This is a genomic window from Herbaspirillum robiniae (assembly GCF_002213415.1).
GTDB lineage: Bacteria > Pseudomonadota > Gammaproteobacteria > Burkholderiales > Burkholderiaceae_D > Herbaspirillum > Herbaspirillum robiniae.
This window is the reverse complement of the sequence record NZ_NJGU01000005.1, coordinates 115,901-140,563: the sequence shown is the minus strand read 5'-3', so window position 1 is coordinate 140,563 and position 24,663 is coordinate 115,901. Positions and strand designations below refer to the sequence as shown.

Genomic DNA, 24,663 nt, shown 5'->3' with positions numbered 1-24,663 from the left:
GCTTGCATGGATACGGCGTGCCCGGCCGGGGCGGCCTGGCGGCGGGCCTTGCGGCCCGTCCCCGGGCGCGGCGCATTGCACGCCGCAGCGGGGAAGGGTGCTTCAGGGGAAACTCAGGCGGCCTTCTTGCCTATGTAGCGCTGCAGCGCGTCGTCGGCCACCGGCTTGACCGGGGTGAAGTCGCGGTGGGCGATGAACTCGGGGCGGGTCGGTTTGGCGATCGCGTTGGAGACCGAGTTCAGCGTCAGGTAGACGATGCGGCGCGGATAGGGCGTGATGTTGCCGGCCGAGCCGTGCACCAGGTTGGCGTGGAACATCAGCACGCCGCCGGCGCGGCCGGTCGGGGTGACGATGCCGTTCTTTTCCACCATCTCGGTTACCGTCGGCTGGTCCAGCGTCCACAGCGGGTAGGAGGTGGTCTCCAGGTCGTGCTCGGACTTCAGCGCGCCCGCCTTGTGGCTGCGCGGCACCAGCATCAGCGGGCCGTTGATCGGCATCACCTCGTCCAGGAAAACGGCGATGTTCATCGCGCGCGCATCCGGCATGCCGTCGTCGGCGTGCCAGGTCGGGAAGTCCTGGTGCCATTGCCAGACCTCGCCGGTGAAGGCGGCCTTGGCGTTGATCTTGAACTGGTGCACATAGACATCCTCGCCGAACAGCTGCTGCAGCGGCTTCACCAGGCGCGGGTGCGAGGCGAGGATGTTGCAGGCGTCGTTGTAGGTGTGGGCGGCGAAGGCGGTGCGCGGGGCGCCGTTCTTCTCGCGCCAGATTTCGGGGCGCTGCTGCGCCAGCACGTTCGAGGCTTCCTGCTTGAGCAGCGCCACTTCTTCGGCGTTGAAGCATTCGGGCATGAACAGGTAGCCCAGTTCGTCGAAATCCTTGAGCTGCTGCGGGGTGAGTTGCATGTGTGTCTCCTCTGTTGATGGCTGGATTGCCGGCGGCGTGATGCCTGGGCGTCTTGCGATCTTGTGTTGTTGTTATCGTGTTCTGTATACAGAATGCGACTTAAATTTGGCTTTGTCAAACACAAATTTCAAGCATTGCCGAAAGGCGGAAAGACCGGGGGGGAAGGGGGGCGGGGAGGTAGCCGGGAAGAAACGGGGCGTTCTGTTTAGAATGGCGGTTTGCCCGTTCAACAAGAAAACAAGGAGTTTCCATGACCAGCAAAGTAGCCCTGATTACCGCCGCCGGCAGCGGCATGGGCGCCGCCGCCGCCCGCCGCCTGGCGGCCGACGGCTTTCACGTCGCCATCCTGTCTTCCTCCGGCAAGGGGGAAGCGCTGGCCGGGGAGCTGGGCGGCATCGGCGTGACCGGCTCCAACCAGTCGCCCGAGGACCTGCAGAAACTGGTGGACCTGGCAGTGCAAAAATGGGGCCGCGTCGACGTACTGGTCAACAGCGCCGGCCACGGGCCGCGCGCGCCGATCCTGGAGATCTCGGACGAGGACTGGCACCGCGGCATGGACACCTACCTGCTCAACGTGATCCGCCCGACCCGCCTGGTCACCCCGCTGATGCAAAAGCAGGGCGGCGGCGCCATCATCAACATTTCCTCGGCCTGGGCGTTCGAACCCAGCGAGATGTTCCCGACCTCGGCGGTGTTTCGCGCCGGCCTGGCGTCGTTCACCAAGATCTTCGCCGACAACTACGCCAGGGAGAACATCCGCATCAACAACGTGCTGCCGGGCTGGATCGACAGCCTGCCCGCGCGCGAGGAGCGCCGCGCCAGCGTGCCGATGCAGCGCTACGGCACCAGCGAGGAAGTGGCCGCGACCATCGCCTTCCTGGCCTCCGAAGGCGGCGCCTACATCACCGGCCAGAACATCAAGGTGGACGGCGGCCTGACCCGCTCGGTGTAAGCGCCGGCAGCAGATCGCCAAACAAAACGGGCCGGACGCACAAGCGCCCGGCCCGTGGTCATTGCCCGATGGGGCAGCGGGGATCAGCGGCCGATCTGGTGACCGATCACGCCGCCCACCGCCGCGCCGCCGGCGGTGCCGATGCCGCTGCCGCCGGTCAGGATGGCGCCGCCGACCGCGCCGATGGTGGCGCCGACGGCGGTGTTCTTGTCGCGGCGGCTCATGTTGCTGCAGCCTCCCATCGCCGCCAGGGTGAATGCGATAAGGGAAATGGCCGTGATCTTGTGCAGGGTTTTCATGATTGTTCTTCCTTCGTTGTGCGCTGTACGTTGTTCCTGAGCATGAGGTGCTGCGGCTGTGCCTGCAGCTGTACCGTAGAGTCGCAATAATAGAAAAAATTCTGGAACAGACTCAGCTGTAACACGATCTCTTACAGTTGTTACATAGATGCCCGGCGTCATGCCTCGTGCTGCAGCGCAGCTTTGCCGCGCGGCGGGCCGCCGGATACCATGGCGCTTCCCGACCACCCGCTCCCACAACAAGGATTCCAATGAGCCTGATTTCCCGCGCCTTGCGCGCCGCCGCCTTCTGCCTTTGCGCAGCGGCCCTCCATGTCCCGGCGCATGCCGCCGACCAGCCGGCCCCGGTCGAGGGCGACTGGATCGCGCCGACCTTCGTGTTCCACAACGGCCAGGCGCTGGACAACCTGCGCCTGCACTACGTGACCATCGGCGAGCGCAGCAACCCGGCGGTGCTGGTGCTGCACGGCACCTACCAGACCGCGCAGGCGATGCTGTCCAAGGACTTCGGCGGCCAGCTGTTCGGCCCCGGCCAGCCGCTGGACGCCAGCAAATACTTCATCGTCATTCCCGACGGCATCGGCGTGGGCAAGTCGACCAAGCCTTCCGACGGCCTGCGCGCGGCCTTCCCGCAGTACAACTATGCCGACATGGTGCTGGCGCAGTACCGCATGCTGACCGAAGGCCTGGGCATCAAGCGCCTGCGCCTGATCATCGGCAACTCCATGGGCGGCATGCAGGCCTGGCTGTGGGGCGGCACCTACCCCGGCTTCGCCGACGGCCTGGTGCCGATGGCCTCGCAGCCCACCGAGATGTCCAGCCGCAACTGGATCATGCGCCGCATGCTAGTGGAGTCGATCAGGCAGGATCCGGCCTGGAACAACGGCAACTACACCGTACAGCCGCCCTCGCTGCGCCTGGCCAACAACATGTTCATCTTCGCCACCAATGGCGGCACGCTGGCCTACCAGCAGATGGCCGGCACCCATGCCCAGGCCGACAAGCTGGTCGACGAGCGCTTGGCCGCGCCGGTGACGGCTGACGCCAACGACTTCATCTATCAGTGGGGTTCGTCGGCCGACTACAACGCCATGCCGGGCCTGGCGAAGATCCGCGTGCCGCTGCTGGCGATCAATTCGGCCGACGACGAACGCAATCCGCCGGAAACCGGCATACTGCAAGCGGCGCTGAAGGACCTGCCCAACGCCGCCGTGATGCTGATCCCGGCCAGCGCCGAGACGCGCGGCCACGGCACCACCGGCATGGCCAGGTTCTACGCGGCGCAGCTGGACCAGTTCATCAGGGCATTGCCGACGCGCTGACGGCACCGGGGCTAACGCCGGCAAGCCGCGCGCAGATCGCGGCGGCCGGCGCATTCACAGGGGGCAAGACAAGACCATGATCAGGACGGGCGGGTGGGCCTCGGTATTGCTGCTGTCGGCATGCTGCTTTCTTGCGGGCGAAGCCGCGGCCGCCACCGGCTACTACCTGGTCAACGTCTACTCCGACCCCGGCCAGTTGACGCTGGACTACAAATACTGGAACGCCAAGCGCCCCGGCAGCGCGCCGGTCGGCTCACCCGAACTGGGCGTGGGCTACGGCGTCAACTCGCGCTGGTACACCGAGCTCTACGGCGTCTACACCCAGACCGCCGCCCAGGGCACCAGCTTTTTCAGCCTGAACTGGCAAAACGACGTGCTGCTCACGCAAGGCGAATATCCCTTCGACCTGGCCATCCACACCAACCTCGAGCAATACCGCGGGCGCGACGGCTACGGCCTGGAGTGGGGGCCGGCGCTGCAGACTGAGTGGTGGCGCACGCAGTTCAACCTCAATCTCTTCTTCCAGCGCGACTACCGGGTCGCGCAAGGCGGCCCGACGCAACTGGTCTACCAGTGGCAGGTGCGCCAGCACTGGCGTCCGCTGCTCAATTTCGGCGTGCAGGGCTTCGGCGAGCTGGGCAAGTGGGACAACTGGAACCACCGCGAAGACCAGTCGCACCGGCTGGGCCCGGCGCTGTTCGGCACGGCGTATTTCGGCCGGCAGTTCCTCAAGTACGAAGCGGCCTACCTGTTCGGCACCAACAATGCGCACAGCGCGCGCAGCGTCACGATGCGGTTGCAGTTCGGCTTCTGAGCCCTTGCCGCTGTTGCGGCGGGTTTGGCGCGGATCTGTGCGTCGCCAGGGCGGGGCGGATGCGGCATCATTGCGTTTTCATCTTTCTTGTCCACAGGGGCCGCATGTCTTCGTCTTCTTCTTCCTTTTTGCGTCATCCGTTGCTGCCGGGCGAGCTGGTCGAGTTGCAGCCGCTGACGGCCGGGCACCGGGCCGCCTTGCTCGAGGCCGCCGCCGACGGCGAGCTGTGGAACATGACGCTGACCGTGGTGCCGGGCGAGCAGACGGTGGACAAGTATCTCGCCACCGCGCTGGAGGGGCAGGCGGCCGGCAAGGTGATGGCCTTCCTGATCGTTGACCGGGCATCGGGCCGGCCGATCGGCACCACGCGCTACTGGAAGCTGGACGCGGCCAACCGCAAGCTGGAGATCGGGCATACCTGGCTGTCGTTGTCCTTCCAGCGCAGCGGGGCCAATACCGAGGCGAAGTTCCTGCTGCTGCGGCATGCGTTCGAGGAGATGGGATGCGTGCGGGTGCAGTTCACCACCGATGTGCTCAACGAGCGGTCGCGGGCGGCCATCTTGCGCATCGGCGCGCGGCAGGAGGGGATTGTCCGGCATGAGCGGATCATGCCGGATGGGCGGAAGAGGGATTCGGTGCGGTTTTCTATTATTGATGAGGAGTGGCCGGAGGTGCGGGTGGGGTTGTTGCGGAGGATGGGGCGAGGGGATTGAGTGTGTTTGGCGGCGCAGTTGGGTAGTCTGGTGTTGCTGCATGCCGATGTATCGGCTCTATGCCTATCTTTCTCCGGTCGGAAGGGAGCGCCGGGGGCGGCCCGGCAGCCGCTCACTTTTCTTGCTCCGCCAAGAAAAGTAAGCAAAAGAAGGCGGCCCCTAAGTGCCAGCCCCTGCGGGGTTCCCGCCGGAGCGCGGTAAAAAATGGGCGAGGCAGAGTCGCTGCGCTCCGGCTGCCCCGCTGATCCATTTTTTACCGCGCTCCGGCGGCTGGCCCACAAGGGGACAGCGTGAACGGCTCGCCTGCGGCTTTGCCTTGCATCCGGCTCGCCTTCGGCATCGCGCTGCTTGCAGCTCGCCTGCGGCTTCGATGCGCCGGATCGCGATCTTGCGTTGTGACTCGCCTGCGCTTCAAGTCATCGACTGGCCGTCTCATTTAATCCGTCATCCCGGCGAAGGCCGGGATCCAGTGTCGCTCGTCGCGCTTCACCAGACCCTGCTCGGACCGGGTAGCCGCAAAGCGGCCTCTCGAGCCCGCGCACATGCCGTCGCCTCCGGCAAATCTGTCCACAGCGACGAGCGCAACGATCTCCAGCTTCTTCTTATCCACACCATACGCAGACGCGCCATCCCGATGAATCCGTCATCCCGGCGAAGGCCGGGATCCAGCGTCGTTGTCGTTCGTTGCGCTTCTCTGAACTCCGTTCGGACTGAGTAGCCGCAAAGCGGCGTATCGAAGTCCCGCTCAGGCCCTCCAGCCGCCACATAAAAAAACAGCCGGCAAACGCCGGCTGTCTTCATTCAATGCATCCCGCCATCAGGCGGCGTCGCGTACGTCTTCGTCCTCTCCGGCGGCCGCGTTCTCGCGCTTCATGCGGTCGGTCGCCAGCAGGTTGTTCTTGGTTTCCATGATGTGCCGCTCCAGCAGCATCGCCACGCGGGCGGCGTCGCGCTGCTTGCATGCTTCGAGGATCTCGAAGTGGTCCGACTGCGGGCCTTCCTTGCCGGTGGCCAGCGACATCATCTCGTGCGTGTAGCGGTCGGTGTTGAGGCAGAACTCTTCGATCAGGCGGCGCAGCTTGGTGTTGTTGGCCGGGGCGCACAGCGCCAGGTGGAAGCGGCGGTTGTATTCGCCCCATTCGGCCACCGACTCCGAGGCGTTGTACAGGTCGAGGATTTCTTGCAGGTGGGCGAAGTCGCGCTGGACCATGTTGGGCACGGCGATCTTGGCGGCGTGGCATTCCAGCGCGATGCGGATGTCCATGATCTCGCACAGCTGGTTCACGTCCATGCCGGCCACCACCGCGCCGCGGTTGCGCTGGTAGGTGACCAGTCCTTCGGACTCCAGCTGGCGCAAGGCCTCGCGCACCGGCAGGCGGCTGGTGTTGAAGCGCTCGGCCAGCGCGTCCTGGCGCAGCTGGGTGCCGGTGGCCATGGTGCCGTTCAGGATCTCGTAGCGCAGCTGGTCGCGGATGATTTGCGGCAGCCCTTTGGCGGGGGCCTTGGCGCGGGGTTGTTGCGTGGGCATGACTGAATTCTTATTCCGAAATTGATTCTGGGGCTTACCTGGAACCTGCTCGCCGGCGCCGCAGGCTGCCTTCTCAGGGAGGCTCCGGCCCGGCTCGACGCCGATGGCGAACAGTCTCTCACAACGTTCGCATTCGTTGAGAACCACGTTCTCAAAGCCTCCTATTGTGCCTCAAGTTTTCCTCTGATAGACTGGATCCAATTAGTTTTAGTTGGATCCAATTTATATTATTTCGTATAAAATTATGAATAAGACATATCCAGTGACGGCCAACGAGCCCGTCCTGAACTACGCGCCGGGCAGCCCGGAACGCGAATCCCTGCGCAACGAACTGGCGGCGCAAAAGAACGTCTGCCGCGAGATCCCGTCAGTGGTCAACGGCGAGCGCGTGTTCGGCGGCACCGCTACCGCGGTGCGCGCCCCGCACGAGCACGACCGCGTGCTGGCCAACCTCTATCACGCCGACCAGAAGACCGTGCAGGCGGCGGTCGACTGCGCGCTGGCCGCGCAGAGGGAGTGGAGCAGCTGGTCGCTGCAGGAGCGTTCGGCGGTCTTCCTGAAGGCGGCCGACCTGCTGGCCGGGCCGTGGCGCGCGCGCCTGAACGCGGCCACCATGCTCGGCCAGAGCAAGACCGCCTACCAGGCGGAGATCGACTCGGCCTGCGAGCTGATCGACTTCCTGCGCTTCAATGTCCAGTTCGCCCACGAGATCGCGCAGATGCAGCCGCAAAACTCGGCCGGCGTGCGTAACCGCAGCGAGTACCGTCCGCTGGAAGGCTTCGTCTACGCCGTCACGCCCTTCAACTTCACCGCCATCGGCGGCAACCTGGCGATCGCGCCGGCGCTGATGGGCAACAGTGTGCTGTGGAAGCCGGCGGCCACCGCCGCGCTGTCCAACTACATGTTCATGGAGCTGCTGGAAGCGGCCGGCCTGCCCAAGGGCGTGATCAACTTCGTCCCCGGCGACGCCATCGAGATCAGCAACATCGCGCTGTCCCACCCGGAGCTGGCCGGCGTGCACTTCACCGGTTCCACCGCGGTGTTCGACACCATGTGGAGCGAGGTCGGCCGCAATGTCGCGCGCTACCGCTCCTATCCGCGCCTGGTCGGCGAGACCGGCGGCAAGGATTTCGTGCTGGCGCACCCCTCGGCCGACGCCGAAGCGCTGGCCGTCGGCCTTTTGCGCGGCGCCTTCGAATACCAGGGACAAAAATGCAGCGCCGCCTCGCGCGCCTACATCCCCGCTTCGCTCTGGCCGGCGGTCAAGGCGCGCCTGGTGGCGATGGTGGACACCATCAAGATGGGCGACGTCTGCGACTTCAGCAACTTCATGGGCGCCGTCATCGATCGCCGCGCCTTCGACCGCATCCGCGGCTACATCTACCGCGCGCGTGAGGACGCCAACGCCGACGTGCTGGTCGGCGGCAAGTGCGAGGACCGCACCGGTTACTTCATCGAGCCCACCGTGATCGAGGTGAAGGATCCGCGTCACGCCCTGATGCAAAACGAAATCTTCGGCCCGGTGCTGTCGGTCTACGTCTACCAGGACGCCGAGTGGGACGAGGTGCTGAAGCTGGTCGACGGCACCAGCCCCTACGCGCTCACCGGCGCCGTGTTCGCCACCGAGCGCGCGGCCATCCTGCAGGCGCAGCAGGCGCTGCGCTTTGCCGCCGGCAACTTCTACATCAACGACAAGCCCACCGGCGCGGTGGTCGGCCAGCAGCCATTCGGCGGCGCGCGCCGCAGCGGCACCAACGACAAGGCCGGCTCGGCGCTGAACCTGTTGCGCTGGGTCTCGCCGCGTACCGTGAAGGAAACCTCGGCGCCGCCGACCGACTACGCCTATCCGTACATGGGGCAGTGAAGCGGACGACATAAAGCCGGCGCAGCAGGTCGGGGCAGTGACAGCAGAAGCGACCGCGCGCTTCAGGGAGATCGGCGCAAGCCGGGGGCGCGCGGCAGGAGGACGGCAGCGGGGGAGGGGAGTCCTGTGCAGCGCCTGCGTTGATCGTCCGTAGTCCGCCGCCGCATCGGGCCTTTGCATGCGGCGGCGATGCAGTTCCGTCTCCACCGCGGGCGCGCGCCCGCGGATTCCATGAATCGAAGCCAACCATGCGGCAGCCGCCGCAGGGGACCGGCTTTTCTTAAAACAGGAGTGAGCAATGATGAAGATGAAGGCAATCGTAGCCGCGGCGCTGTGCGCCGCTTCCGTGGGCGCGCTGGCGCAGGAGAGCGTGCAGATGGGCGCCGTGCTGTCGCTGACCGGCGCCAACGCCACCGTGGGCGAGGACGTGCGCCGCGCCGTCGACCTGGCCGTGGAGAAGGTCAACAGCCAGGGCGGCGTGCTGGGCAAGAAGTTCTCGGTGATCGTGGAAGACTCGGGCGGCAACCCGACCACGGCCCTGAACGCCGCGCGCAAGCTGGTCTCGGTGGACAAGGTGCCGGTGGTGATCGGCGAATACTCCTCCGGCATCAGCATCCCGCTGGGCCAGTACCTGGTCAAGGAAGGCGTCACCCACATCAACATCGCCAGCACCAGCGTGAAGATCCGCGACATCGGCGCGACCTCCTTCAACCTGATCGGCCTGGAAAACTTCGGCAACAAGTTCTCCGCCGCCGACACCTGGGCGCTGGGCTACCGCAAGGTCGCGGTGATCGCACCCAACAACGCCTACGGCCAGGGCGTGTCGCATGGTTTCAAGGAAGAGTTCGAGAAGCTGGGCGGCCAGGTCGTGACCGAGGTGCTCTACACCGCCGGCCAGTCGACCTACCGTCGCGAGCTGCAGCAGATCGCCAGGAGCGCGCCTGACGCCTACGTCTACACCGCCTACGGCCAGGAGTCGGCCATCATCAATCGCGAAGCCTTCGAGCTGGGCCTGCGCAAGACCCCGTGGTACGGCATCCTGCTGTCGATGTGCCTGTCCGACACGCCGGCCGAGATCGCCAACGGCCAGCTCGGCATGGAAGTCGGCTCGGTCGACGGCCCGGCCGGCAAGGCCTACGCCGACGCCTTCCGCGCCCGGTACAAGGAAGGCATGAAGACCTCCTACACGGGCTACGCCTATGACGCCGTGCTGATGACCGCCGCCGCCATCAACAAGGCCCGCTCGACCAAGCCGGCCGACATCCAGGCCGCGTTGAAGGAAATCGGCAAGAACTACGCCGGCGTCACCGGTTCGATCACCTTCGACCAGGACCGCCAGCGCCAGAATCCGCCGTACGCGAAGCTGAAGTACGACGGCAAGGTGGTTCCGCGCTGAAATTTGCCGCTGAAATCTGCCCGCGGACCTGCCGCGAGAACCTGAGCCGGCGCCGTACGGCGCCGGCTGATGCGCTCTCGCTGCGGCCCGCGGGCAAATTCGGAGTTTTTTGCAAGTCTGTATGGCCCGCGCGTCATACGGGTTTCGCTCTTTGTACCCGGAGTTCCCGATGTTTCAATTCCTGATCGACACACTGGTCCGCACCTCGGACCTGGCGCTGGTGGCGCTGGGTCTGTCCATGGTGTACGGACTGGTGAAGTTTCCCAATATCGCGCATGTGCAATACGCGATGCTGGGCGCTTACCTGAGCTATCTTTTCCACAGCCTCGGCCTGCCGATGGCGCTGGCCATCGCCGTGTCCTGCTGCGCTACCGGCGCGCTCACGCTGCTGATGCACCTGCTGGTGTTTCGCCGGCTGCTGCGCTCGGGCCCTGCCATCACCATGATCGGCTCGCTGGCGCTGGCCATGCTGGTGGTGGCCGTCACGCTGGGCGTGGCCGGCTCCTTCCCGCTGATGTACAAGCTGCCGCTGAGCGCGCCGCTGGTGATCGGCGAGGTGCGCATCGGCTACACCCAGCTGTATGCGCTGGGCACCACGGTGCTGCTGCTGGCGCTGTTCGCCGGCCTGCTGTTCTATACCCGAACCGGCCGGGCGATGCGCGCGCTGTCCTCCAACCGCGCGCTGGCCGCGGCGTCGGGACTGAACGCGGAGAGCATCACGCGCCTGGTCAACTTCAGCAGCGGCGCGCTGGCCGCGCTGGGCGGCAGCATGCTGGCCATGACCAGCGGCGCCCACGTCAACCTGGGCTACGACATGCTGCTGCCGGTGTTCGCCGCCGCCATCCTGGGCGGCCTGGGCAACCCGCTGGGCGCGGTGGCCGGGGCCTTCCTGATCGCGCTGACCGAGACCGTGGTCACCAACCTCAACTTCGGCTGGATGTTCGGCAAGACCGTGGCGTTCCTGCCGGTGGCCTACATCAGCGCCGCTTCTTTCCTGATCCTGCTGCTGGCGCTGCTGTTCAAGCCCTACGGCCTGTTCGACCGCGAGGTGCGCCGTGTCTGATTTCCTGATCTTCTCCGTCACCATCGCCGGCATCTACGCCATCATGGCGCTGGGGCTGAACCTGCAGGCGGGTTATTCCGGCCTGCTCAACTTCGGCCATATCGCCTTCGCCGGCATCGGCGCCTATGCCACCGGCATCACCATCGCCGCCGGCTATCCGGCCGCGCTGGGCGCGGTCGCCGGCGTCGCGGCCGCGGTCGCGCTGGGCTGGGGCATCGCCCGCCTGGGGCGCCAGCTCGGTTCCGACTACTGGGGCATCGCGACGCTGGCCATCGCCGAAATCCTGCGCACCGTCGCCACCAACGAAGACTGGCTGACCGGCGGCGCGCAAGGCATCAGCGCCATCCCTTCGCTGTTCGGCGACCTGCCCAAACCGTGGGACGCGCTGGCCTTCATGGCCGTGGTGCTGGCGGTGCTGGCGGCCTTCGCGCTGGCTTGCAGTCGCCTGGGCAACGGCCGTTTCGGGCGCGCGCTGCGCCTGATGCGCGAGGAGCCCAAGCTGGCGGCGTGCATGGGCTACGACCTGCGCTCGCTGAAATCCCGCGCCATCATGGCCGGCGCCGCCGTAACCGCCATCGCCGGCTCGCTCTATGCGCACTACATGAGCTTCGTCGGTCCCGACTACATGCTGGCCTCGGAGACCTTCATGCTGTGGACCATGCTGATGATAGGCGGCATGGGCAACACCGCCGGCGTCATCACCGGCGTGGTGCTGGTGCAGGCGGCCTATTCGCTGGTGCCGTTCGCCAAGGACTATTTCCAGTTCGGCTCCGACATCGCCGGCGCGCTGCGCATTGGCGCCATCGGCCTGATCCTGCTGGCTTCGCTGCTGTGGCGCAGCCAGGGCCTGGTCCCTGAAAAACTGAGGAAGATCCCATGACGACACCGAACCAAGAACGGCTGCTGGAGGTGGCGTCGCTGGCCAAGGCCTTCGGCGGCAACCGCGTGCTGCAGGACGTGAACTTTTCCATCGGCGCCGGCGAGATCGTCGGCCTGCTGGGCCCCAACGGCTCGGGCAAGAGCACCTTGCTCAACACCATCACCGGCTTCGAGGCCATCGACAACGGCGCCGTCCGCTATCGCGGCCAAGAGATCGGCCGGCTGGCCGCGCACCGCATCGTCGAGCGCGGCATCGCCCGCACCTTCCAGCTGCCTTCCATGCCGTCGATGATGTCGGTGATGGAAGTGGCGATGGCGGCGGCCACCACCCGTCACGGCCTGTGGGAGACCCTGTGCAACGGCGCCGGCGTGCGCGGCGCCGAAGCCGCCGCGCGCGACAAGGCCACGCGCCTGCTGCACGAGCTGTTGCTGACCCACGTGCGCGACCTGCCGGCCTCGGCGCTGTCGGGCGGGCAGAAGAAGCTGCTGGGCATCGTCTGCGCGCTGATGGGCGACCCGCAGATGGTGATGCTCGACGAGCCCACCGCCGGCGTGCATCCCAACCTGCGCAACGACATCGTGCAGGCCTTGAAACGCCTGAACCGCCAGGGCATGACGCTGGTGATCGTGGAGCACGACATGCACTTCATCCGCGAAGTCTGTACCCGTTGCATCGTGCTGGACCGCGGCCACATCGTGGCCAGCTGTCATCCTGACGAACTCTCGTCCAACGAGCGCGTGCTGCAAGCCTACCTGGGCGGCGGCGCGCACCAGCAAGCCATGGCAGGGGAGGCCGCGCAATGATCATCATCGACCACGTCGTGGCCGGCTACAGCGCCGAAGTCGACATCCTGAAGGGCATGACGCTCAAGGCGGAGCGCGCCGAGATCGTCACCCTGCTGGGGCCCAACGGCTGCGGAAAATCCACGTTGCTGAAGACCATCGCCGGTTTCCTCAAGCCGCGCGAGGGCAGCATCACGCTGCAGGGCAAGGATGTGTCGGCGCTGCCGGTGCACCACAAGATCCGCCATTGCGGCATCGGCTTCGTGCCGCAGACCGAGAACGTGTTCTCGGCGCTGACGGTGCGCGAGAACCTGCAGGTCGGCGGCCACTACCTGCCCGAGCGCGATGCGCGCGCACGCATGGAGGAGCTGTGCGAGCTGTACCCGGTGCTGAAGCTGAAGTTCAACGCGCCGGCCGCCTCCATGTCCGGCGGCGAGCGCCAGATCCTGGCGCTGGCGCGCGCGCTGATGCCCCGTCCCGGCCTGCTGCTGCTGGACGAGCCCTCGGCCGGCCTGTCGCCCAAGGTGTTGCTGGAGGTGTTCGACGCCATCCGCGAGGTGCGCGCCAAGGAGCAGGTCACCATCCTGATGGTGGAGCAGAACGCGATGGAGGCGCTGCGCATCTCGGACCGCGCCTACGTGCTGTCGATGGGCACGGTGGCGCTGACCGGGCGCGCCGACGAGCTGATGAGCGATTCGCAGGTGCGGGAGTTGTATCTGGGTGGGCGCGCCGCATGATGCGGCGATGAGCCTGGCGGGCCGCGGCGGATGTCGCGGCCCGTTTTTTTTCGCAGTCGAACTTGGGGAGGGGAGCAATGTTGCGCAATCTGACGATCAGGACCAGCCTGGTCTGGGGCATGGGGTTTCTGTCGGCGATGCTGCTGGTGCTGGGGGCGCTGGGCTTGTTCAGTCTGCATGGCAGCAACGGCGAGCTGCGCGCCATGTACGCCGACCGCCTGCTGCCCATGCAGCAGTTGTCGCAGGTGATGGCGGCGCTGGACCGCAGCCGCTCCGGCATCGCCGCCGCTATCCTCAACCCGGCCGACGTCGAGTCCGACATGCGCGCGCTGGAACAGTCGCTCAGGGCCGGCGAGGCGGCCTGGAAAGCCTATGCCGCCAGCGCCCTGACCGAGCAGGAACGCGCGCTGGCGGCGGACTTCGCGCGCCGCTACGAGCAGCTGAAGAAGGACGGCGTGATGCCCGCCATGGAAGCGGTGCGCAGCTTCAACATCCCGGGCGCCACCGAACTCTACAGCCAGAACCTGGCGCCGCTGCACCAGCAGGCCGGCGCGCCGATGACGCGCCTGATCGCCCTGCAGCAAGAGGCCGGCCGCGCCATCTATGAAGCGTCGCAGCAGCGCTACCACGCCATCTTCGCCGCCTGCCTGGCGGCGATGTGCGCCGGCCTGGGCTTCGCGTTGCTGATGGGCGTGCTGCTGGTGCGCGCCATCTCGCGCCCGCTGGCGCAGGCGGTGGGCATCGCCGAAGGCGTGGCCGCGGGCGACCTCGGCCAGCACATCGCCGCCGCCGGCGACAATGAAACCGGCAAGCTGATGCAGGCCCTGGCCACCATGAACGCCAACCTGGTCGGCATCGTCGCCAAGGTCCACCAGAGCACCCGGGCGATCGCCGCCGCCTCGGCCGAGATCGGCAACGGCAACCGCGACCTGTCGGAGCGCACCGAGCGCCAGGCGGCCTCGCTGGAAGAGACCGCGTCGTCGATGGAAACGCTGACAGCTACCGTGCGCCAGAACGCCGAAGGCGCGCAGCAGGCCAACGCCATGGCGCAGCAGGCCGCCGGCGTGGCCGCCGACGGCGGGGCGGTGGTGGCGCAGGTGGTGGATACGATGAGCGCGATCAACGCCGCCTCGCGCAAGATTGTCGAGATCATCGCGGTGATCGACAGCATCGCCTTCCAGACCAATATCCTGGCGCTGAACGCGGCGGTGGAGGCGGCGCGCGCCGGCGAGCAGGGCCGCGGCTTCGCGGTGGTGGCCTCGGAGGTGCGGGCGTTGGCGCAGCGTTCGGCGGCCGCCGCGCGCGAGATCAAGGGCCTGATCGGCGACACCGTGGGCAAGGTCGACGCCGGCAGCCGGCTGGTGGAAAAGGCCGGCGCCACCATGCAGCAGGTGATGGACAGCATCAACAACGTGACCCAGGTGGTGGCCTCCATCGCCGACGCCAGCGACGACCAGCGCCACGGCATCGAGCAGATCAACCAGGCCATCGCGCAGATGGACGAGGGCACCCAGCAGAACGCCGCGCTGGTGGAGCAGGCCGCCGCCTCGGCCATGGCGTTGCAGCTGCAGGCGCGCGAGCTGGCGGCGGCGGTGGGCGCGTTCCGGATCGCGCCCACCGCCGAGGCAGTCCCACCGCAGCCGTCGCCGGAGCTGCGCCTGTTGCCGGCCTAGGCGGTGCGCACCTCCAGCGGCACGCGCTGCAGGAAGCGCTCGAAGGAATCCAGGAAGGCCTGCTCCGGCGCCGACAGCTTGCGCTGGCGATGCCAGGTCAGGAACACGTCGATCTCGGCCACCGGCCCGCCGGCCTGCAGGATCTTCAGCTCGCCGTTGGCCACGTCCTGGCGGATCAGGTGCTCGGGTAGGAAGCTCAGGCCGACCCCGGCCACCACCATGCGGCGGATTTCCTCGACGTACGGGGAGGTGCCGGCGATGTGGCCGGTGAAGCCCTGCTGGTCGCGGAACACGGTCAGCGGCGAGAGCGTGTCGCCCAGCTGGTCGCTGGCGAAGCAGACGAAGTTCTGGCCGAGGATGTCGTCGATGCCCACCGTGCGCTGGGCGAACAGCGGATGATGGCGCCCGCACACGATCACGTAGCGGTGCCGCAGGAACAGCCGGCGCTCCAGTTTCTCCACCGGCTTGCGGCACAGGCAGATGCCCAGCGCCGTGGTGCCCTTGGCCAGCGCATCGAGGATGGCGGCGCTCTGCATGACGTCGATGCGGAACTCGACCTTGGGGTAGCGGCGGTGGAACTGCGCCAGGAAATCGTCATAGGCCGCGCTCTGCACCCGGCTCATCAGGAACAGCCGCAGCGTGCCGGCCACGTCGTCGGCGGCATGGCCGGCCGCGCCGTCGATGCGCGAGACCATGCCATACATCTCGCGCGCCACCGCGTAGATTTCCTCGCCCAGCGTGGTCAGCCGGAACTCGCCGTTGCGCCGGTGCAGCAGCACGCCGCCGACGGTCTCCTCCAGCCGGCGCAGCGCCTGGCTGACCGCCGGCTGGCTCAGGCACAGCACGTTGGCGGCGCGCCCGACGCCGCGCTCCTGGACGACGAACATGAAGGTGCGCAGCAGGTTCCAGTCCATGCGCTCCGACGAGAGCGAGGGATGCAGGAGGCGGGCGGCGGTGTGGTCGGCGACGGTCATCTGGCGGCAGGCTGGGTGGTTGGACGGCGAGGCTGGAATGCAGGAACGCAGCAGCAGGTCCGCCGCCGGCGCCTAAGGATGCGCCAGCCCGGCGAAGAAGCGTTCGGCGTTGTCCTGCAGGCCTTCGATATAGTAACCGCCTTCCTGCACCACCAGCGTGGGCAGCGCGAAGCGGCCGACCGCGCGGCCCAGCCGCTCGAAGCCGGCGGCGGTGACGCCCACCATGGCCTGCGGGTCCTTCTCGAAGATGTCGAAACCCAGGCTCAGCACCAGCGCCTCCGGCTGGTACAGCTCGATGGCGCGGCAAGCCCGCTCCAGCCGTTCGAAGAACACCGCCTCCGGCGAATGGTGCGGCATCGGCAGGTTGAGGTTGTAGCCGTAGCCCTCGCCGCTGCCGCGCTCGTCCTCGAAGCCGGCCACCACCGGATAGAAGTTCTCCGGGTCGCCGTGGATGGAGACGTACATGACGTCGCGTCGGGCGTAGAAGATTTCCTGTATGCCCTGGCCGTGGTGCATGTCGGTGTCCAGCACCAGCACGCGCTTGTGCTTTTCGCTCAGCATCTGCGCCGCGATGGCGGCGTTGTTCAGATAGCAGAAGCCGCCGGCGGCGTCGCGCCGCGCATGATGGCCGGGCGGCCGGCAGATGGCGTAGGCCTGGCGCTCGCCCTGCAGCAGCGCCTGGGCGCCGGCGATGGCGCACTGCGCCGCCCAGTAGGCCGAGCGCCAGGTGTGCGGCCCCACCGGGCAGCTGCCGTCGGCCAGGTAGTGCGCGGCCTTGGCCAGCACGCCGCGCAGCGGATTGGGGTGGCGCACGAAGATGTTGGAAACCACCTCGTTGCCCCAGTCGTCGGGCAAGGCCATCCACTGCGCGTGCGCCTCCTGCAGGAACTGCAGGTAGTCCAGCGAGTGCACCGCGCCGATCGGCGCCGCGCCGGCATCGGCCGGCTGCTGCACCGTGAAGCCTAGGCGGGCGGCCACGGCGGCCAGTTCGTCCAGGCGTTGCGGCACCTCCTGCGGCACGCGCATCTTGCCGCGCGAGTAATAGCTTTGCGGATGGTGCAGCTTCTGGTCGGGATGGTAGAAGGCTTTCATCACGCCTCCTGCTGCAGCTTGAACGCGGCGGCGCCGGCCTGGCGCTGCGCGCCCAGGCGCGACACGCACAGCATCGACAGCAGCGAGATGGCGGAGAACAGCAGCGCCAGCGGCCACCAGTGACCCTGGAATTTCTCGGCCAGCACGGTGCCCAGGAGCGGCGTGAGGCCGCCGAAGATGGCGCCCGAGACCTGGTAGGCCATCGAGATGCCGGTGTAGCGGACGCGGGTCGGGAAGGCTTCGCTGACGAAGCCGGCGATCACCGCGTAGTAGGCGCCGATGAACAGGATCGCCACGCCCACGCCGAGCGTGACGGCGGTGAGCGAGCCGATGTCGACCAGCGAGAACATGATGTAGGGCGAGAGGATGGACAGCGCCGACACCAGCACCAGGAAGCGGTGGTTGCCGACCTTGCGCGCGATATGCGCCGACAGCGGCGTGATGAAGAACTGCATCACCGACACCACCAGCAGGCAGTTGAGCACCAGGCCGCGCTGCAGGTGCAGGTACTGCGTGGTGTAGACCAGCATGAAGGTATTGGTGAAGTAGAAGCCGGCGATGCCCAGCACGTTGGCGCCGATGGCCAGCGCCAGCAGGCCGGGGGCGCTCTTGAATACTTCGGCCAGCGGCGCCGATTCGCGCTTGGCCTGGGTGTTGCGCGCGGCCTGTTCGCGGCGCGCCTGCTCGTCCAGGAAATCAGGCGACTCGTTGACCGACAGGCGGATGGCGAAGCCCACCGCCAGCAGCACGGCGCTCAGCAGGAACGGCACGCGCCAGCCCCAGTCGAGGAAGACCTCGTTGTCCAGCGAACTGACCAGCTTGAACATCAGCGTGGCCAGGATCAGGCCGGCCGGGCTGCCGAGCTGGGCGAAGGACGCCAGGAAGGTGCGGCGGCTCTGGTCCGGCGAATGCTCGCTGGCCATCAGCACCGCGCCGCCCCATTCGCCGCCCACCGCGATGCCCTGGATGAAGCGCAGCGCCACCAGAGCCACCGGCGCCCATACGCCGATGCTGGCGTAGGTCGGCAACAGGCCGATCAGCACCGTGACCGTACCCATCATCAGCAGCGTCACCACCAGCGACTTCTTGCGGCCGATGCGGTCGCCGATGTAGCCGAACACCGCGCCGCCCAGCGGCCGCGCGAAGAAGCCCACGGCGAAGGTGCCGAACGAGGCCAGCGTGCCGTAGAAGCCCGTGGTGGTGGGGAAGAACAACTTGCCGAACACCAGCGCGGCGGCGGTGGCGTAGATGTAGAAGTCGTACCATTCGATCATGGTGCCGACGAAGGCCGCCAGCGATGCGCGGACCGGCTGGTGACGCCGAGTGGCTGTGGTGCTGCTCATTGTTCTGCTCTCCCGTTTGTTGTGAATTGATGGTGCGAGAACAGATTTATACGTCCGCCGAGGCCATAAGAAAAATTATGATTTCTAATTTTGCATATTGCTATGTCTTATGGGTGTCCAGGCTGGGAGCGGCTTTGCGGGGAGCGAAAATGCGGCGGCGCCGCACGGTCCAGGCTGAACCGTACGGCGGGAAACGTCCCCGGCCCTCATCCTGCCGGCCGGGAAGAAAGGGAATGGCGCAGGCTCAGATGCCGCCCATGCACAGGTACTTGATGGCCAGGTAGTCGTCGATGCCGTAGTGCGAACCTTCGCGGCCCAGGCCGGATTGCTTGACGCCGCCGAACGGCGCCACCTCGTTGGAGATCAGCCCGGTGTTGATGCCGACCATGCCCGACTCCAGGCCTTCGGCCACGCGCCAGATGCGGCCGATGTCGCGCGAGTAGAAATAGCTGGCCAGGCCGAACTCGGTGTCGTTGGCCAGGGCGACGGCTTCTTCATCGGTCCTGAAGCGGAACAGCGGCGCCATCGGGCCGAAGGTCTCTTCACGCGCCACGCGCATGTCCGGCGTGACGTCGGCCAGCACGGTCGGCTCGAAGAAGCCGTGACCGAGCGCATGGCGGGCGCCGCCGGTGAGCACGCGCGCGCCCTTGCCCAGCGCGTCGGCGATGTGCAGCTCGACCTTTTGCACCGCCGCCTCGTTGATCAGCGGGCCGGTGGTGGTGCCGTTTTCCATGCCGTCGCCGACCTTGAGTTTCCTGACCGCTTCCACCAGCCTGGCGGCGAAGGCCTCGTAGACGCCGTCCTGCACATAGATGCGGTTGGCACACACGCAGGTCTGGCCGGCGTTGCGGTACTTGGAGGCCATCGCGCCCTCGACTGCGGCGTCCAGGTCGGCGTCGTCGAACACGATGAAGGGCGCGTTGCCGCCCAGCTCCAGCGACAGTTTCTTGATGGTGGAGGCGCTTTGCTGCATCAGCAGCTTGCCCACCGCGGTGGAGCCGGTGAAGGACAGCTTGCGCACGATGGGGTTGGAGGTCATCTCGCCGCCGATGGCCTTGGGCGAACCGGTCACTACGCTGAAGATGCCGGCCGGGATGCCGGCGCGTTCGGCCAGCACCGCCAGCGCCAGCGCCGAGAAGGGCGTGGCTTCGGCCGGCTTCAACACCATCGGGCAGCCGGCGGCCAGCGCCGGTCCGGCCTTGCGGGTGATCATCGCGGCCGGGAAGTTCCACGGCGTGATCGCGGCGCACACGCCGATGGCTTCCTTCACCACCACGATGCGGCTGGAGAGCGACGGCGAGGGGATGGTGTCGCCGTAGGTGCGCTTGCCTTCTTCGGCGAACCATTCGATGAAGGAGGCGGCATAGTTGATTTCGCCCTTGGCCTCGGCCAGCGGCTTGCCCTGCTCGGCGGTCATGATCAGCGCCAGGTCGTCGGCGTTGGCCAGCATCAGGTCGTGCCAGCGGCGCAGGATGGCGCTGCGCTCCTTGGCGGTCTTCTTCTTCCAGGCCGGCCAGGCGGCGTTGGCGGCGTCGATGGCGCGGCGCGTTTCGGTCGCGCCCATCTCGGGCACACTGCCCAAGCGCTCGCCGTTGGCGGGGTTGACGACATCGAAGGCGGCGCCGTCGTCGGCGTCGCACCACTGGCCGCCGAGGTAGGCCTGCTGGCGCAGCAGGGTGGGGTCTTTCAGTTGCAGCATAGGGTTTCCAGTCTCAAGAAATCAGAAGCGGGCGGCCGCCTTGTTGCGTCCGCGCAGCCATTCCAGCGCCAGCAGCAGGCAGGTCGAGAAGATGATCAGGATGGTCGCCAGCGCGGCGATGGTCGGGCTGATGTTGTCCTTGATGCCGGCGAACATCTGGCGCGGCAGCGTGGCCTGGTTGGGGCCGGCCACGAACAGCGTCAGCACCACTTCGTCGAACGAGGTGGCGAAGGCGAACAGCGCGCCCGAGATCAGGCCCGGCGCGATCACCGGCAGCGTGATGCGGAAGAAGGTGCGCAAGGGACTGGCGCCCAGGCTCAGGCTGGCGCGCACCAGGTTGTGGTTGAACCCCTGCAGCGTGGCCAGCACCGTGGTCACCACGAAGGGCGCGCCCAGCGCGGCGTGCGCCAGGATCAGGCCGAGATAGGTGTCGGACAGGCCGATGCGGGCGAAGAACATGTACACGCCCACGCCGACCACCACCACCGGCACGATCATCGGCGAGATCAGGATCGCCATCAGCACGCCCTTGCCGCGGAAGTCGGCCTTGTTCAGGCCGACCGCGGCCAGCGTGCCCAGCACGGTGGCGATCAGGGTCGCGGCCGGGGCCACGATGAAGCTGTTCTGCGCGGCGCGCATCCAGTCGTCGGAGTGGAACAGGTTCTGGTACCAGCGCAGCGACACGCCCTTGATCGGGTACATCAGGAAGCTGCTGTCGGAGAACGACAACGGAATCATCACCAGGATCGGCAGCACCAGGAACAGCAGCACCAGCAGGTTGAAGCTGCGCTGCGCAAAGAACCATGCGCGTTCGAGCAGCGACACGTAGGGCGGAAAGAGGGGAGGTTTGTTCATGTCGGTTTCCTGTTGGCCGCGCATCAGCCGATGCCCACGTCGATCCTGGCGAAGCGGCGGTAGACGCCGTACAGCACCAGGGTCCCGGTCAGCAGCAGGGCGCCCAGCGCGCAGGCCATGCCCCAGTTGATGGTGGTGTTGATGAAGTAGGCGATGAAGTAGCTCACCATCTGCTCGTTGGGGCCGCCCAGGAGCGCCGGCGTGATGTAGTAGCCGCCGGCCATGATGAACACCAGCAGCACGCCGGCGCCGATGCCCGGATAAGTTTGCGGCACGTACACGCGCCAGAACGCGGCGAAGGGATGGCTGCCCAGCGAGACGGCCGCTTTCAGGTAGGTCGGCGGCACCGATTTCATGACGCTGTACAGCGGCAGGATCATGAAGGGCAACAGGATGTGCGTCATCGACACGTAGACGCCGACACGGTTGAACACCATCTCCAGCGGCGCGTGCGTGATGCCCACCAGCATCAGCGCCTTGTTGACCAGGCCCTCGGATTGCAGCAGCACGATCCAGGCCGCCACGCGCACCAGGATCGAGGTCCAGAACGGGATCAGCACCAGGATCATCAGCAGGTTGGCGCGGCGTTCGCTCATGGTGGAGAGCCAGTAGGCCAGCGGATAGGCCAGCAGCAGGGTGATCACGGTCACCACCGCGCTCATCCACAGCGTGCGGCCGAAGATGGAGCGGTAGATCGAGGCGTCGGGATCGGCCTGGACGATGTCGCCGTAGATGTTCTGGCGCAGGTCCATCGAGGCCAGCAGGTAATACGGCGAATACAGCGAGCCGTTCTGCGCGATCACGCGCCAGATGTCGGGCTGGCCCCATTGGGCGTTGATGGCGATCAGGGCATCCTTTGCGGCGGCGGCCGGCAAGGGTTTGCCGTCGGCGTCGCGCAGCGGCATGGCGCGCGTGGTGCCCATGATCAGCGAACGCGAACCGGAAATCTCGATGTTGATGCGGCGCGCCAGCGGGCCAGCGGTGGTGTCTTCCTTGGCGCGCGCCAGGTCTTCGGCCAGCTCGGCGTAGGCCTGGTCGGGCACGGCCGCCTTGCGGTCCCATCTGGCCAGTGCGGCCACGGTGCGCGGCAGCGTGGTGGCGACCTCGGGGTTTTCCACCGCGCGCTGCAGCAGGGCGACGATGGGCGCCACGAAGGTCAGCAGCAGGAAGATCGCCAGCGGCGCGATCAGGGCCAGGGCGGCGACGCGCTTGCGGGTTTCGGCGGCGCGCAGTTCGCGCCTGAGTTGCTGGGGTGTCGGTTCGGCCAGTGGCATGGCTGCGGCGGAGCTGGTGGCGATGGTGGTCATGGTTCTGTGTTCCGGTGCTGCGTGAGTCGGCAAACGGCATGTCGCTGTTGCCGCTGCGCTTGTCATGTCGACGGCCCGCCATCGGGGCGGGCCGTCTTCAGGCATGGCGGCGGTCTAAGCGACTAAGGCGACGCGCCTTATTTCGCGACCCAGGCGGCGAAGCGCTGTTCCAGCTCCTCGCCGTGGTCGGTCCAGAACTGCAGGCTCAGCTGCACCGAGTCCTTGGCGTTGGTCGGCGAGGTCGGCAGGTTGGACAGGGTCTTGGCGTCCAGCAGCTTGAGCGCGCCCTTGTTGACCGGGCCGTAGGCGATGTTGTTGGCGTAGGTCTTCTGGGTCTCGGGCTGGCTGGCGAAGGCGATGAACTTTTCGCCCAGCGCCTTGTTCGGCGAACCCTTCGGGATCACCCAGTAGTCCAGCGTGTAGACGCTGCCGGCCCACACCACCTTGAGGTTCTTGCCTTCGCGCTGGGCGGCGTCGATGCGGCCGTTGTAGGCGTTGGCCATCACCACGTCGCCCGAGGCCAGGAACTGCGCCGGCAATGCGCCCGCATCCCACCACTGGATATTGGGCTTCAACTGGTCCAGCTTCTTGAAGGCGCGCTCCACGCCTTCCTTGGTGGCCAGCACCTTGTAGACGTCCTTGGTCGGCACGCCGTCGGCCATCAAGGCGAACTCCAGGTTGAACTGGGCGCTCTTCTTCATGCCGCGCTTGCCGGGGTATTTCTTGGTGTCCCAGAAATCGGCCCAGCCGGTGGGGGCGTTCTTGAGCTTGTCGGCGTTGTAGGCCAGCACGGTGGACCAGACGAAGGCGCCCATGCCGCATTCGCTCACCGTCGCTTCGGGGATGTAGTCGTCCTTCTTGATGCTCTTGGCCAGGTCGAGCTTTTCGATCAGGCCGTCGTCACAGGCGCGGTTCAGGTCGCCGCCGTCGATTTCCACCACGTCCCAGCTGACTTTCTTGGCTTCGACCATGGCCTTGACCTTGGCCAGCTCGCCGTTGAATTCGGACGTCACGACCTTGGTGCCGGTGCTCTTCTGGAACGGTTCGACATAGGCGACCTTTTGCGCATTGGCGTTGGCGCCGCCGAAGTTGACCACGGTCAGTTCCGCGGCCGAGGCTGCGCCGACGGTAAACAGCATGCCCAGGGCGAGCGGGGACAGCAGAGCGGGAGATAGGCGTTTCATGTGTTCCTCGTTGGTTATCGTGCTTACTTAGTTGTACTTGTTGCGATGATTGACTGCATGCGTTGGAACTGCCGGCAATCTTGCGTTGCCTTGGAAATGAAAACGACGGCGCCGCTCAGAGGAAGCAGCGCAGGTATTGCGGCGCGAGGTGCAGCGACACTTCGCTGCCTTCGGCCAGGCCCGCCAGCGCCGGATCGGCCAGCGAGAGCTTGACGAAGCAATCGTCCTGGCCGGAGACGCTGCAGCGCACGCGCACATGGTCGCCAAAATAGATCAGGCCGGCGATGCGCGCCTTGATCCGGTTGGCTTCCTCGCCGCCCGCAGCACCCAGGCGGATGCGCTCGGGACGCGCACAGGCGGTGACCGCCTGGCCGGCGTGGGCGCGATGCACGTTCAGGCCGGACAGCTGCGTGCCGTCGGCCAGGCGCACGGTGCAGTGCTCGCCGCTGACGCTCTCGACGCTGCCCTTGAAGCGGTTGTTGTCGCCGATGAAGTTGGCGACGAACTGGTTCTCCGGGTATTCATACAGCTCGGCCACCGGCGCCAGCTGCTGGATCACGCCCTGGTCGAACACGGCCACGCGGTCCGACATGGTGAGCGCCTCGCTCTGGTCGTGGGTGACGTAGACGAAGGTCACGCCCAGGCGCTTGTGCAGCGCCTTCAGTTCCAGCTGCATGTGTTCGCGCAGCTGCTTGTCGAGCGCGCCCAGCGGCTCGTCCATCAGCACCAGCTGCGGGTCGAACACCAGCGTGCGCGCCAGCGCCACGCGCTGCTGCTGGCCGCCCGAGAGCTGGGTCGGATAGCGGTCGCCGAATTTCCCCATCTGCACCATGTCCAGCGCCTGCCTGACCTTGGCCTCGCGATCGGCGCGGCCCATCTTGCGCACCGACAGCGGGTAGGCCACGTTCTGGGCGATGGTCATGTGCGGGAACAGCGCGTAGTTCTGGAACACCATGCCGATGTTGCGCTTGTGCGGCGGCACGCGATTGAGCAGCTGCCCGTCCAGACGGATCTCGCCGCCGGTGGGAAACTCGAAACCGGCCAGCATCATCAGGCAGGTGGTCTTGCCCGAACCGGACGGACCCAGCAGCGTCAGGAACTCGCCGCGGCGGATGTCCAGGTCCAGGTTCTTGACGATCAGGTTCTCGCCGTCATAGGTCTTCTTCACGCCGCAGAACTGCACCAGCGTGTCGGACGTCGTCGTGCGCGCCGGCGCGTCCTCTTTCCTCAAGGCGTTAGCGGCCATGTTGGTCTCCGTTCATGTATCGATCCTGGCGCTG

General features: G+C 66.7%; 23 protein-coding genes. 11 read left to right on the top strand and 12 right to left on the bottom strand.

Annotated elements, in window-relative coordinates; all coding sequences use genetic code 11:
- Positions 1 to 113: 113 nt before the first annotated feature.
- The gene (locus CEJ42_RS09975) at positions 114 to 905 is read right to left on the bottom strand and encodes a phytanoyl-CoA dioxygenase family protein (protein ID WP_079216356.1); all 792 of its coding nucleotides are present in this window, start codon (positions 903 to 905) and stop codon (positions 114 to 116) included.
- Positions 906 to 1,156: 251 nt separating this feature from the next.
- Here CEJ42_RS09975 and CEJ42_RS09970 point away from each other — a divergent pair, with 251 nt between their 5' ends.
- The gene (locus tag CEJ42_RS09970) at positions 1,157 to 1,858 is read left to right on the top strand and encodes an SDR family oxidoreductase (RefSeq protein WP_088750894.1); all 702 of its coding nucleotides are present in this window, start codon (positions 1,157 to 1,159) and stop codon (positions 1,856 to 1,858) included.
- Positions 1,859 to 1,941: 83 nt separating this feature from the next.
- On the opposite strand, the gene CEJ42_RS09965 is transcribed toward CEJ42_RS09970, so the two are convergent.
- Entirely contained in the window at positions 1,942 to 2,157 is a 216-nt protein-coding gene (locus tag CEJ42_RS09965) for a glycine zipper 2TM domain-containing protein (RefSeq protein ID WP_079216354.1), read from the bottom strand.
- Positions 2,158 to 2,408: 251 nt separating this feature from the next.
- Between CEJ42_RS09965 and CEJ42_RS09960 the strand changes: the two genes are divergently transcribed.
- From CEJ42_RS09960 to CEJ42_RS09950, 3 genes are all read left to right on the top strand, one after another.
- Complete coding sequence (locus tag CEJ42_RS09960) at positions 2,409 to 3,479, top strand: alpha/beta fold hydrolase (protein WP_088750892.1); 1,071 nt, start codon at positions 2,409 to 2,411, stop codon at positions 3,477 to 3,479.
- Between the two features lie 76 nt (positions 3,480 to 3,555).
- Positions 3,556 to 4,293 (top strand): hypothetical protein, encoded by a 738-nt coding sequence (locus tag CEJ42_RS09955; protein WP_079216350.1) that lies wholly within the window; start codon positions 3,556 to 3,558, stop codon positions 4,291 to 4,293.
- A 104-nt stretch (positions 4,294 to 4,397) separates the two neighbouring features.
- Positions 4,398 to 5,006, top strand: a complete 609-nt coding sequence (locus CEJ42_RS09950; RefSeq protein ID WP_088751157.1) for a GNAT family N-acetyltransferase — start codon at positions 4,398 to 4,400, stop codon at positions 5,004 to 5,006.
- Positions 5,007 to 5,442: 436 nt separating this feature from the next.
- On the opposite strand, the gene CEJ42_RS25000 is transcribed toward CEJ42_RS09950, so the two are convergent.
- Together CEJ42_RS25000 and CEJ42_RS09945 are read right to left on the bottom strand one after the other, a co-directional pair.
- Positions 5,443 to 5,616, bottom strand: a complete 174-nt coding sequence (locus tag CEJ42_RS25000; RefSeq protein ID WP_165774417.1) for a hypothetical protein — start codon at positions 5,614 to 5,616, stop codon at positions 5,443 to 5,445.
- A gap of 207 nt (positions 5,617 to 5,823) precedes the next feature.
- Positions 5,824 to 6,534 (bottom strand): GntR family transcriptional regulator, encoded by a 711-nt coding sequence (locus CEJ42_RS09945; protein ID WP_079216346.1) that lies wholly within the window; start codon positions 6,532 to 6,534, stop codon positions 5,824 to 5,826.
- Positions 6,535 to 6,778: 244 nt separating this feature from the next.
- On the opposite strand from CEJ42_RS09945, the gene pruA reads away from it, so the two are divergent.
- The 7 genes from pruA (at position 6,779) to CEJ42_RS25375 (ending at position 14,929) form a co-directional block, all read left to right on the top strand.
- Positions 6,779 to 8,398 carry an L-glutamate gamma-semialdehyde dehydrogenase gene (gene pruA, locus CEJ42_RS09940; RefSeq protein WP_088750891.1) on the top strand — a complete coding sequence of 540 codons (1,620 nt, stop codon included), beginning with the start codon at positions 6,779 to 6,781 and terminating at the stop codon, positions 8,396 to 8,398.
- 301 nt (positions 8,399 to 8,699) lie between these two features.
- Positions 8,700 to 9,794 (top strand): ABC transporter substrate-binding protein, encoded by a 1,095-nt coding sequence (locus CEJ42_RS09935; protein WP_207760415.1) that lies wholly within the window; start codon positions 8,700 to 8,702, stop codon positions 9,792 to 9,794.
- Positions 9,795 to 9,963: 169 nt separating this feature from the next.
- Complete coding sequence (locus tag CEJ42_RS09930) at positions 9,964 to 10,857, top strand: branched-chain amino acid ABC transporter permease (RefSeq protein WP_088750888.1); 894 nt, start codon at positions 9,964 to 9,966, stop codon at positions 10,855 to 10,857.
- The gene (locus CEJ42_RS09925; RefSeq protein WP_079216340.1) at positions 10,850 to 11,737 is read left to right on the top strand and encodes a branched-chain amino acid ABC transporter permease; all 888 of its coding nucleotides are present in this window, start codon (positions 10,850 to 10,852) and stop codon (positions 11,735 to 11,737) included. Before CEJ42_RS09930 ends, CEJ42_RS09925 begins: the two co-directional genes overlap by 8 nt.
- Positions 11,734 to 12,540, top strand: coding sequence for an ABC transporter ATP-binding protein (locus CEJ42_RS09920; protein WP_088750886.1), 807 nt, complete (start codon positions 11,734 to 11,736; stop codon positions 12,538 to 12,540). The genes CEJ42_RS09925 and CEJ42_RS09920 overlap by 4 nt, the downstream gene beginning before the upstream one ends.
- The gene (locus CEJ42_RS09915) at positions 12,537 to 13,256 is read left to right on the top strand and encodes an ABC transporter ATP-binding protein (RefSeq protein ID WP_088750884.1); all 720 of its coding nucleotides are present in this window, start codon (positions 12,537 to 12,539) and stop codon (positions 13,254 to 13,256) included. Before CEJ42_RS09920 ends, CEJ42_RS09915 begins: the two co-directional genes overlap by 4 nt.
- A gap of 77 nt (positions 13,257 to 13,333) precedes the next feature.
- A complete protein-coding gene (locus CEJ42_RS25375) occupies positions 13,334 to 14,929 on the top strand; it encodes a methyl-accepting chemotaxis protein (RefSeq protein ID WP_088750883.1) in 1,596 nt (531 codons plus the stop codon).
- Here CEJ42_RS25375 and CEJ42_RS09905 read toward each other — a convergent pair.
- From CEJ42_RS09905 to CEJ42_RS09870, 8 genes are all read right to left on the bottom strand, one after another.
- On the bottom strand, positions 14,926 to 15,903 hold the full coding sequence (locus tag CEJ42_RS09905; protein ID WP_088750881.1) for a LysR family transcriptional regulator: 978 nt from the start codon (positions 15,901 to 15,903) through the stop codon (positions 14,926 to 14,928). The two genes, CEJ42_RS25375 and CEJ42_RS09905, sit on opposite strands and share 4 nt — an antisense overlap.
- 72 nt (positions 15,904 to 15,975) lie before the next feature.
- The gene (locus CEJ42_RS09900) at positions 15,976 to 16,995 is read right to left on the bottom strand and encodes a histone deacetylase family protein (RefSeq protein ID WP_088750879.1); all 1,020 of its coding nucleotides are present in this window, start codon (positions 16,993 to 16,995) and stop codon (positions 15,976 to 15,978) included.
- Positions 16,995 to 18,338 (bottom strand): MFS transporter, encoded by a 1,344-nt coding sequence (locus CEJ42_RS09895; protein ID WP_088750878.1) that lies wholly within the window; start codon positions 18,336 to 18,338, stop codon positions 16,995 to 16,997. Before CEJ42_RS09895 ends, CEJ42_RS09900 begins: the two co-directional genes overlap by 1 nt.
- A 244-nt stretch (positions 18,339 to 18,582) precedes the next feature.
- On the bottom strand, positions 18,583 to 20,037 hold the full coding sequence (gabD, locus tag CEJ42_RS09890; protein ID WP_088750876.1) for an NADP-dependent succinate-semialdehyde dehydrogenase: 1,455 nt from the start codon (positions 20,035 to 20,037) through the stop codon (positions 18,583 to 18,585).
- A 21-nt stretch (positions 20,038 to 20,058) separates the two neighbouring features.
- Positions 20,059 to 20,892, bottom strand: a complete 834-nt coding sequence (locus CEJ42_RS09885; RefSeq protein ID WP_088751156.1) for an ABC transporter permease — start codon at positions 20,890 to 20,892, stop codon at positions 20,059 to 20,061.
- A 23-nt stretch (positions 20,893 to 20,915) separates the two neighbouring features.
- Positions 20,916 to 22,199 carry an ABC transporter permease gene (locus CEJ42_RS09880; RefSeq protein ID WP_088750874.1) on the bottom strand — a complete coding sequence of 428 codons (1,284 nt, stop codon included), beginning with the start codon at positions 22,197 to 22,199 and terminating at the stop codon, positions 20,916 to 20,918.
- A gap of 137 nt (positions 22,200 to 22,336) precedes the next feature.
- On the bottom strand, positions 22,337 to 23,383 hold the full coding sequence (locus CEJ42_RS09875) for an ABC transporter substrate-binding protein (RefSeq protein WP_079216324.1): 1,047 nt from the start codon (positions 23,381 to 23,383) through the stop codon (positions 22,337 to 22,339).
- Positions 23,384 to 23,498: 115 nt separating this feature from the next.
- Positions 23,499 to 24,629: an ABC transporter ATP-binding protein gene (locus tag CEJ42_RS09870; protein ID WP_088750872.1), complete on the bottom strand. Its 1,131-nt coding sequence runs from the start codon at positions 24,627 to 24,629 to the stop codon at positions 23,499 to 23,501.
- Positions 24,630 to 24,663 lie beyond the last annotated feature (34 nt).